A 9,430-nucleotide genomic window follows, 5' to 3' on the forward strand; every position below is an offset into this window, starting at 1 on the left:
GCTCAGACCGCAGGACAAAGCCACTCCACCCGCTCCAGCACCGCCAGCCGACACAGCCGCCCCAGCTCGGCCTCCAGCCGCGCCACCCGCGCCGTGGACTGCCGGACGCCCGGCTCCCACCACAGATTTTCCACCCGCAGGACACCGGCCTTGCGGTCCCCCTTGGCCTCCACCCGCCCGACGAAACGGTCGCCCTCCAGCAGCGGATACACGTAGTACCCCCACACCCGCTGCGCCTCTGGCACGAACATCTCGACCGTGTAGTCAAAGCCGAACAGCCGTTTCAGCCGTACCCGGTCGCGGATCGCGGGATCAAACGGGTTGAGCACCCGCAAGCGCCCCGTCGGCGCGGGAACCTCGGCCAGCCGCGCCTCGATGTCCGGGCAAGCGACACCCTTGGTCCAGCGTCCGTCCGCGCCTTGGATGCTCACGGGGACCAGATCCGCCCGCTCGGCCCACGCCGCCACCTCGGGCACATCCGCCGCGTCCCAGAACTTGCGCACCTCGCCCAAGGTGCCGAACCCCAGCCGGTCCAGCGCCTCCCGGCACAACCCGTCCACCTGCGCGGCGTCCGACAAGCCCTCGACCTCGGGAAACACCCGCTCCGCCAGATCGTAATACTTCACCACGCCGTCACGGTGACAGGTCGCAAGCACGCCCGCGTACCACAGGTAATCCAGCGCCTTCTTGTGCGGTGGGCGGTGCCACATGGCGTCCGTCTCGCGCACCGTGTCAAAGTCCCGCGTACACAGCGGCCCCTCGTCGCGGATGCGTCCGAGGATCTCTTCCGTCAGCGCATCGGACGCGATGCCCACGTACCACGACCCGCCGACCTTCTGCTTCATCCGGTCGAACTGCCTTTGCCACAGCGGCAGCATGTCCATCGGCAGGACCGAGGCATCATGCGTGAAATGCTCGAACACCTGCCGCCCGCGCAGAAGCTTGTCCAGCACGGGTTCCCGGTAGGACTGGCAACGGCTCCAGAGGATATGGTGATGCGCGCGACTGACGACCTGTATGGTGTCCAACTGCACGAACCCGAGGTCGCGAATGATCCCCATGGGGTCGCCCCCCACCGGCGGCGCGCCCAGCCCATGCGATGCCAGCCACAGCCGCCGTGCATCGGCGTTCGAAATCCTGAGAGGTGCGCGCGTCATGGTGGCCATGCTTGCGCCAACGCCAGACAGCTTGCAACGGCTGACACGAAAAAGGCGCGCCATCCCGTGGTGACGCGCCCCCGATTTCAGACCAACAGCCTTTCGGCCACCAGCGTCAGTTCAGACTGATCAGCAAATTCCGGTTGTACGAAGGAAGATTGGTTACAATGTTGCCGAACCGCTGCGCGACGGCTGCGGGCATCTGAACCTGAATCTGACGGCTAAACTCGCGGCTGGTCCCCGCGAAATGAATAACGGTGATCGAAACCGTCACCATGTTCGTAGCAGGCATGACACTCCCGCCGCCAACCGTCGTCGGCGGTCCGGCAAAGGTGGCGCCTGCCGACAGGCTGACAACAGCCGCAGTCACGGCCAGAATTTTGCGGAGGCTCATTTGAACAGCCCTTTCGTGTCGATACCGTACCCGATGGTGATGGATTTCTGCTCGCGATGCACGCGGCCACCGACGTCATAGACCCCGGCAGCGATGCTCACGCCCGGCGCGAAGGGCAGCCCGACGACCACGCCCGCGTTCGTCTGCGTCTCCGTACCGCTGATGCCAAGGCTCACGTTGGGGATGACACCCAGACCAAAGGCATAGCTCGCGCCGTCCTTCAGCTGGCCGGTCGTCGCGGTCGTCGTCTTGGAGTCCCAGACGACATCCTGACCATAGCCGATGGACGCGATGTAGGGGATCTCTCCCGCGCCGATGACGCCGGTGTTGGTGACGGCAACCTGCGCCTTGCGATCCGCGCGGCTTGCCGCGTTCGGCCCCCACGACCCCAGACCCGATGCCGAAGCACCCACGAAGGTCAGGGACTTCTCGCTGACGTGCACCAGGCGGCTGGCGTTCAGGGTAAAGCTGCCCGCATCGCCAAAGGGCTTCGTCGTGCCGGTGATGCTGGCACCGACAGTGACCGACACGTTGCGCACGGCGCTGCCGAACGAGTAGGTGACACCGATTTCGCCGTCCGCATCGCTGCCCTTGATGCCGCCACGGGGGTCCGCGTAGGTCGCCGCGATGGTCGCCAGACCATCCGGGGATGCCATTGCGCTGGGGCCACCAAAGGACGCGGCAAAGCGCCCATCCTGTGCCACAGCCATCGTCGTGACCAGCGAGAGTGCAACCGCACCCGCGAGGGAAAACGTCTTGATCATGTGATATCGCCTGCGTTTTTCGTATCGTTTTTGTTTCCGCAGCGTTCACACAGATCACGCGACCGGTGTAGCCCCCGATCCTCACGCCGTTAACTTTCGTTAACGGACGTGACCCGAAAGACTCACCTCCCTCAACCACAAGGACTTTCCGCGCCCGACGCACACGACCGAGGTCGCTACCGCGCCCCCTGACCCGTGCCCTCCAAGGCGGCCAGCCGCGCCAGAACCGGCGCCATCCCGCTGTCCTCCACCGGCCCCTCGGTGGCACACATCTGCGCCTCCCACAGGTGCCCCTCGTCGATCAGCCGCATCGCGAAATCGGGCCGGTTCCAGTAGTGTTCGTGTACGGGAAACCAGAAGGCCTGCGCGCTCGGCAGGTAGGGTTCTGGCTGCCCGTCGGCGAGGACACGCAGCACCCAGTCGTCCACCGCGAACCCCGGCACTGCCTCATGGATCATAGGAAAGGGGTCGTCGACATCGGCATAGCCATTCAGAAAGCCACCCGTTGCAACCCGGCGATTGGCGGGCAAACCGGCCAGATGGTCCAGCATCTCGCCCAAACCCCAAGGCACCCCTTGGGTAAACCGGCCCTCCGGAAAGGCATAGATGCTCCCCAGAAACCTGCCGATGGCCGCCGCGACAAGGGGATGCTCCCGCGCCATCTGCGGCAGGAACGCGCCCTCCACGTTTGCCCAGCTGACCCGCTGCGCGCCCTCCATCGCCATCTGGACAAAGCCCCGCGCCCGGTCCAGCGACCGCAAGTGCGGGCCGACGCCAAAACCGCGCCGGTCCATATCCGCCAGCCAGTCGCGGAACACGCCATGAAACGGCGGCAAGGGATACTGCATGACGTCCCAGCACAGCTTCAGGTGCCGGAACGGAGCCTCTGCCATGCCGCGCTCCAGATGCGCCAGGTAAGGCGCGGCCAGCTCTGCCGCCTCCTCGGGCATGACGCTTACGTTGTAATGCGGGATGTAATAGGCACGCCCGCGCTCCGTTGCCTCGTCCTTCATCGCCAGGTGCCACAACGCCCCCCGGTCAATCCAGTCGCGCTTGTCCCGCCCCCGGTCAAAGAAGGTCTCTTCGATCAGCGTCCCGCAGAACCATCCGACACGCGGCACACCATGGCGGTCATCACCGCGCGGCAGCACCTCGGGCGCGCCTGTCACCCCGTTGTAAGCGTAACAGACGTCGAGAAACAGCCGCAGCACCTCCGGCGCCATCACCAGCGGCCTCTGGTCCGTGACCACACGAAAAAGCCCGCACACCTCGTCGGCGTAGCGGGCTTTGGCAGTCAACAATTCCGACAGGCGGGTCAGGGCATCGTCGAACCCCATCCCCGCCATGGTCAGCCGACCTTGGAGACCTGGGTGAACTCCAGCTCGACCGGCGTTTCGCGGCCGAAGATCGACACCGACACGCGCAGGCGCTGGTTGTCGTCGTCCACACCCTCGACCATGCCGTCGAAGCCTTCGAACGGGCCGTCGTTGACCTTGACCTTCTCGCCGATCTCGAAGTGGATCACCAGCTTCGGCTGGTCCTCGTTCTCCTGCACGCGGCCCATGATGGTCGCGACCTCGGCGTCACGCATGGGCATCGGGCGCCCCTGCGGACCCAGGAAGCCCGTCACGCGGTTGATGTTGTTCACCAGGTGGAACCCCCGGTCCGACATCTCCATGTGCACCAGCACGTAGCCCGGCATGAAGCGACGCTCGGTCGTGACCTTCTTGCCGCGGCGCACCTCGATGACCTCCTCGGTCGGCACCAGAACCTCGTCGATCTGGTCCTCGAGCCCCTGCTCGGCGACCGCCGTCCGGATCTGCTCGGCAATCTTCTTCTCGAAGTTCGAGAGGACGCTTACCGAATACCACCGCTTTGCCATGTCTGTGACCTCGATCCTTTTGCCCCCTTACGGGGCGCACCTTGTCCGTTTCACGCGCATCCGCGCGCCACAAATGAAACGGCGCGCGAGCCTGTTACAGCCGCGCGCCCAAATCTGAGCCTGTCCGATACACTGTCCCGCGCAAGATGGCAAGACCACCCGCGCCGCCAGCGCCGTCAGTTCGTGCCGAAGAACGCCAGCACCCCGGTCAGGCCGGACCGGATCGCCAGGTCGACGAGGGCAAAGAAGATGCCGACGAGGCTGGCCATGATGAAGACCATGACCGAGGTCAGCACCACTTCGCGGCGGGTCGGCCACACGATCTTGGCGGTTTCCGCGCGGACCTGCTGGATGAACTGGAGCGGGTTGGTCGTCGCCATGTCTGAATTTCCCGTAACACATCTGTCTGCCGCACCGGGCGGGTTCAGGCGCACATACGCGTGCAAGGCCGCGAACGCAAGGCTTCAGACTCCCGCACAGCCCTCGCAACAGCGTGAGGATTGGTGCGGAACCGATCCCGCCCGTCATGTGTTTGCCCGCAACGACAGACGATGAAAGAGGATTGCGCACCGCAACGCGCCCCCGAAACGGGCTCAGGCTGCGGGCAATCGACCGGACAGGGACAGGGGCGCGACGCCCACCACCCGCCCGCTCTTTCAGGATCGCTCCGATACCTTGCGGGCTGCCACTTTGGCGGCCCATTCGCCGTTTCCCTCACGGAATCGCGATCATAAGAATCTGAAAATAATCGACATTTTCCGGGAACGAATTTTCGCCTCCCGCAGTTTACTCCTCAGAAAGCGACGGCATCGCCCCTCGCTAACCGACTTAAGGAGTAACAGTCATGAAACGCATTCTGACCGCAACCGCCCTGATGACCTCGATTGCAACCGGTGCCTTTGCTGCCGACGCATACACCACCAACACCATCAACCAGTATGTTCCGGACGTGAACGTCTCGACCCTGAGCGACCAGCAGGTCGGTGCCCTGATGTCGATTGCCGGCTCCGCTGACGAAGCCGACAAAGAGCAGAAGATGCGCGCTTACCTGAAGGACTTCTCGGACGTCACCACGACCACCGTGACCGTCGTCCCGGCTGACTCGGTTGCCGTGACCACGACCGAGCCGGTCGAAGAGATGGATGACGCATACTATGCCAACACCATCGCCAGCTACCTGCCGGAAGTCGACTTCGACTCGCTGAATGACGAACAGCGCGCCGCACTGATCTCGATCGCGACCAAGTCCGGCAACGAAGCCGACAAGGCGGACGAGATGCGCGCTTATCTGGACGCATCGGCCGGCTAATCGGACCGTTGAACAGTCTTCAAGGGGTTGCCTTCGGGCAGCCCCTTTTTCGTGCGCGCACGCAAAATGCCGAACCCCGGCACATCATGCGTCAAGACTCACCAATGTCAGGAAAATGGCAGGGGCAGCAGGGTTCGAACCCGCGACCTACGGTTTTGGAGACCGTCGCTCTACCAGCTGAGCTATACCCCTATCGTGGCCATCATCTGGCCGTGATGCGCGAGGTACACGGGCCTGCGGGTGAAATCAAGAGGTTCGGACAAGGAAATCTCGGCCTTTCTGCCGAACGCCCTCCCGATCCCCGAAACGACCGCACAGACCCTGTGCAATGTCCCCTTTGAACAGCCCGGCCACCCCCTGCCCGCACACCGTTCACGCGACGGAAACCACGTTTCCCTCAGCAATCGCGCAGCCACGCAGCCACCGTCACTCCCGGCCATCTCTTCAAGCCTACATTTGCGTGACAGATCGGGGATTGTTCCGTGATTTCAAAGCCTGAGCCAGCCGCCCTAAGTGTGTCTCAGCCGGGCAGCACAGTCCGGAACCACCCCGCCGGACGCAAACACCCGGCCATCCCAAAGGAAAGTCACATGAAAACGCTTCTCGCTTCCGCGCTTGCCGCAACCGTCATTCTCTCCGGCGTTGCCGCTCAGGCCGCCACGCAGCAGCATGTCTCGCCCGACATCAACTTCATCCTGCCGAACGCCGATCTTTCGGGCCTCAGCAACCGCCAGATCGCCGCGATCAACAGCGTGCTGTATTCGGACAACACCCGCCTGTCGAAGGAATCCCAGATCCGGGCCATCCTGAACTGACCCGCCTCCGCTCCTCCCAAACGCAGAAGCCGCCCCGAAAGGGCGGCTTCTCTCGTTTCCGGCATCTGTGCCGGTATCAGAACGGAATGCGCAGGCCGATGGACAGCGCGTGGCCGGTCAGGTCAAAGTTCAGACCCTTCGAGGCAGCCGCTCCGTTGTCGGACACCGGCGTCGTCCCGCCCGAGACGCTGCCAAAATCAAAGTACGGGTAGGACACGTCCACGAACATCGGACGACCCATCGCGGCCATCTCGTAGGCCACGCCGATCCCGGCGGTCCAGGCAGCCATCGGGGCTGCCATCGCGCCTGCCAGCATCGCGGCGGCAATCGTTGCGGCGAAACGGTTCGTCATCTTGCTCATGGTGATCCCATTCGTTTTCCGGCATGGCACCGGCCCCAGTTGACGTAAGGATACCACTGTGCCGCCGGGCGCTTAGATGCTGCGGGCCCAAGCGGATCGCGCCGACGGCCCGCTTGTTTCAAATTTGCCGCGCATCGCGCCGCGCCACCTCGCCTTGGCACGATTCCGCGCCCAATCCGTCAGCAGGACACCGCGTCTGGCGCCTTATCGTCGCGCCGCCCGTCCGCCCGAAACCTCGAAAATCCCGCCCCAAACGCCGCTATTTCAGTCCGCGCAAAAATGCACTCGAACTGTTCATCACCCCGTTTTTGCCACGCCTGCACGACCTTCGTGACCAGACGTCAACAAACTTCCCACGAATTCCTTCGAAAACACGCCGACTGGGGCGTGCCGAAAAGTTTTCAAGCACACAAACGCGCGAGCAGGTCGAGATTTTTCCGTGATTTCACAACGGCTTCGACCGCCCCTACTTCAGTCTCAGCCGGACGGAAAGTTCGCCCGACACACCGCCGCGCCACTGGGGACAACGCCCGGAGCCGGCACCGAAACCTGAAAGGACAGAGACATGAAAACCCTTATCGCATCCGCCCTGATCGCCACCGCCACCCTGACCGGCGCGGCTTATGCAAACTCGATCCAGCTGGACCCGGCCGCCTACGGCTTCGTCTCCGATCTGGACGCCGCCTCGCTGAGCGACACCCAGGTTGCCGCCATCAACGCCGTGCTGGGTACCAGCGACAGCGACCTTGAGATCACCTCCCAGATCAACGCCATCGCGCGCTGATCCCCGTCCGCCCGCTCACTCCCTGCGGGACCGGACCCTCCAAAGCGCCGGGTGACGCCTTCACCCAACCCACTGCCGCATCCGGGAAATGTCCCAAGGACGGCCAGATACTCGAAAGGAACAGACAAATGAAAACCCTCATCGCCTCTACCCTCGCCGCAACCGTTGCCCTCTCGGGCGCCGCATTCGCAGGCTCGATCCAGCTGGACCCCTCGGCCTACGGCTACGTGTCCACCCTCGACGCCGCCTCGCTGAGCGACACCCAGGTGGCTGCCATCAACGCCGTGCTGGGCACCAGCGACAGCGACCTCGAGATCACCTCCCAGATCAACGCCATCGCGCGCTGATCGCACTCCCCCCTGACCAACCCATCTTTGAAAGGTACAGACCCATGAAAAAGCTCATCGCATCCACCCTGATCGCAACCGCAGCCCTGACCGGCGCGGCCTATGCAAACTCGATCCAGCTGAACCCGGCCGCCTACGGCTTCGTCTCCGACCTTGACGCAGCCTCGCTGAGCAATGCGCAGATCGCCGCCATCAACGCCGCACTGGGCACCAGCGACAGCGATCTGGAGATCACCTCCCGCATCAACGCCATCGCGCGCTGAACCACGTCCGGACGTCCCGCCCCTCCTCCCGGCGGGCAAGGACAGACCAGAAGCCGCTCCGTCAGGGGCGGCTTCAATCGTTTCCGGACCCGGCCAGCCTCTTGGGTCCCCAAACCCCCGCGCCAAACAAAAAGGCCGCCCCGAAGGGCGGCCTTTCCGTTTCAGTCGTCAGACCGGCTTACGCCAGGATCTTGGACACGACGCCCGAGCCGACGGTGCGGCCGCCTTCGCGGATTGCGAAGCGCAGGCCGTCTTCCATGGCGATCGGTGCAATCAGTTCAACGTTGAACTTCAGGTTGTCGCCCGGCATCACCATCTCGGTGCCCTCGGGCAGCTCAACCGTGCCGGTCACGTCGGTCGTGCGGAAGTAGAACTGCGGACGGTAGTTCTTGAAGAACGGCGTGTGACGGCCGCCTTCTTCCTTGGTCAGGATGTAGACCTCGCACTCGAACTTGGTGTGCGGCTTCACCGAACCCGGCTTGCACAGCACCTGGCCACGCTCGACCGCGTCACGGTCGATACCACGCAGCAGCGCGCCGATGTTGTCGCCGGCTTCCCCGCGGTCCAGCAGCTTGCGGAACATTTCCACGCCGGTGCAGGTCGTCTTGGTGGTGTCCTTGATGCCGACGATTTCCAGTTCGTCACCAACGTTCACCACGCCACGCTCGACACGCCCCGTAACAACCGTACCACGACCCGAGATCGAGAACACGTCTTCGATCGGCATCAGGAACGGCTGGTCGGTGGCGCGCGGCGGCTGCGGAATGTACTCGTCCACGGCGGCCATCAGTTCGCGGATCTTGTTCTCGCCGATTTCCGGGTCGCGGCCTTCCATTGCGGCCAGAGCCGAGCCTGCGATGATCGGAATGTCGTCGCCCGGGAAGTCGTAGGTCGACAGCAGTTCGCGGATTTCCATCTCGACGAGCTCGAGGAGCTCTTCGTCGTCGACCTGGTCAACCTTGTTCATGAACACGACCATGGCGGGGATACCCACCTGGCGGCCCAGCAGGATGTGCTCGCGCGTCTGCGGCATCGGGCCGTCAGCGGCGTTCACCACCAGGATCGCGCCGTCCATCTGCGCCGCACCGGTGATCATGTTCTTCACGTAGTCGGCGTGGCCGGGGCAGTCGACGTGCGCGTAGTGGCGCGCTTCGGTCTCGTATTCCACGTGCGCGGTCGAGATCGTGATACCACGGGCCTTCTCTTCCGGCGCGCCGTCGATCTGGTCGTAGGCCTTGAATTCGCCGAAGTACTTGGTGATTGCAGCCGTCAGCGTCGTCTTGCCGTGGTCAACGTGACCGATCGTGCCGATGTTGCAGTGCGGCTTGCTGCGTTCAAACTTACCTTTTGCCAT

At 63.9% G+C, this 9,430-nt stretch carries 13 protein-coding genes and 1 tRNA gene; 5 read left to right on the plus strand and 9 right to left on the minus strand.

Annotated features, from left to right (window positions below):
• Window positions 1-2: 2 nt before the first annotated feature.
• The 6 genes from ACP16H_RS18500 to secE form a co-directional block, all read right to left on the minus strand.
• Window positions 3-1,157 carry a winged helix-turn-helix domain-containing protein gene (locus ACP16H_RS18500; protein ID WP_425073736.1) on the minus strand — a complete coding sequence of 385 codons (1,155 nt, stop codon included), beginning with the start codon at window positions 1,155-1,157 and terminating at the stop codon, window positions 3-5.
• A 115-nt stretch (window positions 1,158-1,272) separates the two neighbouring features.
• Window positions 1,273-1,551 (minus strand): hypothetical protein, encoded by a 279-nt coding sequence (locus ACP16H_RS18505; protein ID WP_425073737.1) that lies wholly within the window; start codon window positions 1,549-1,551, stop codon window positions 1,273-1,275.
• Window positions 1,548-2,315 (minus strand): hypothetical protein, encoded by a 768-nt coding sequence (locus ACP16H_RS18510; RefSeq protein ID WP_425073738.1) that lies wholly within the window; start codon window positions 2,313-2,315, stop codon window positions 1,548-1,550. Before ACP16H_RS18510 ends, ACP16H_RS18505 begins: the two co-directional genes overlap by 4 nt.
• A 176-nt stretch (window positions 2,316-2,491) precedes the next feature.
• Entirely contained in the window at window positions 2,492-3,661 is a 1,170-nt protein-coding gene (locus ACP16H_RS18515) for a hypothetical protein (protein WP_425073739.1), read from the minus strand.
• Window positions 3,662-3,663: 2 nt separating this feature from the next.
• Window positions 3,664-4,197, minus strand: a complete 534-nt coding sequence (gene nusG / locus ACP16H_RS18520; RefSeq protein WP_425073740.1) for a transcription termination/antitermination protein NusG — start codon at window positions 4,195-4,197, stop codon at window positions 3,664-3,666.
• Window positions 4,198-4,373: 176 nt separating this feature from the next.
• Entirely contained in the window at window positions 4,374-4,577 is a 204-nt protein-coding gene (secE, locus tag ACP16H_RS18525) for a preprotein translocase subunit SecE (protein WP_425073741.1), read from the minus strand.
• A 464-nt stretch (window positions 4,578-5,041) separates the two neighbouring features.
• On the opposite strand from secE, the gene ACP16H_RS18530 reads away from it, so the two are divergent.
• On the plus strand, window positions 5,042-5,506 hold the full coding sequence (locus tag ACP16H_RS18530; RefSeq protein WP_425073742.1) for a hypothetical protein: 465 nt from the start codon (window positions 5,042-5,044) through the stop codon (window positions 5,504-5,506).
• 116 nt (window positions 5,507-5,622) lie between these two features.
• On the opposite strand, the gene ACP16H_RS18535 is transcribed toward ACP16H_RS18530, so the two are convergent.
• Window positions 5,623-5,698: transfer RNA gene (locus ACP16H_RS18535), tRNA-Trp, on the minus strand.
• Window positions 5,699-6,096: 398 nt separating this feature from the next.
• Here ACP16H_RS18535 and ACP16H_RS18540 point away from each other — a divergent pair.
• Window positions 6,097-6,321, plus strand: a complete 225-nt coding sequence (locus ACP16H_RS18540; protein WP_425073743.1) for a hypothetical protein — start codon at window positions 6,097-6,099, stop codon at window positions 6,319-6,321.
• Between the two features lie 76 nt (window positions 6,322-6,397).
• On the opposite strand, the gene ACP16H_RS18545 is transcribed toward ACP16H_RS18540, so the two are convergent.
• Complete coding sequence (locus ACP16H_RS18545; RefSeq protein ID WP_425073744.1) at window positions 6,398-6,682, minus strand: hypothetical protein; 285 nt, start codon at window positions 6,680-6,682, stop codon at window positions 6,398-6,400.
• Between the two features lie 565 nt (window positions 6,683-7,247).
• On the opposite strand from ACP16H_RS18545, the gene ACP16H_RS18550 reads away from it, so the two are divergent.
• The 3 genes from ACP16H_RS18550 to ACP16H_RS18560 all read left to right on the plus strand — a co-directional run bounded on the left by ACP16H_RS18550 (window position 7,248) and on the right by ACP16H_RS18560 (window position 8,076).
• Window positions 7,248-7,466, plus strand: a complete 219-nt coding sequence (locus tag ACP16H_RS18550) for a hypothetical protein (protein ID WP_425073745.1) — start codon at window positions 7,248-7,250, stop codon at window positions 7,464-7,466.
• A 128-nt stretch (window positions 7,467-7,594) separates the two neighbouring features.
• Complete coding sequence (locus ACP16H_RS18555) at window positions 7,595-7,813, plus strand: hypothetical protein (protein WP_425073746.1); 219 nt, start codon at window positions 7,595-7,597, stop codon at window positions 7,811-7,813.
• 44 nt (window positions 7,814-7,857) lie between these two features.
• Window positions 7,858-8,076, plus strand: a complete 219-nt coding sequence (locus ACP16H_RS18560; protein ID WP_425073747.1) for a hypothetical protein — start codon at window positions 7,858-7,860, stop codon at window positions 8,074-8,076.
• A gap of 178 nt (window positions 8,077-8,254) precedes the next feature.
• Here ACP16H_RS18560 and tuf read toward each other — a convergent pair.
• Window positions 8,255-9,430: elongation factor Tu (gene tuf / locus ACP16H_RS18565; protein WP_425073719.1), on the minus strand; the 1,176-nt coding region annotated here is incomplete at its 5' end.

Source organism: Sagittula sp. S175 (genome assembly GCF_049800975.1).
Classification (GTDB): Bacteria; Pseudomonadota; Alphaproteobacteria; order Rhodobacterales; family Rhodobacteraceae; genus Sagittula.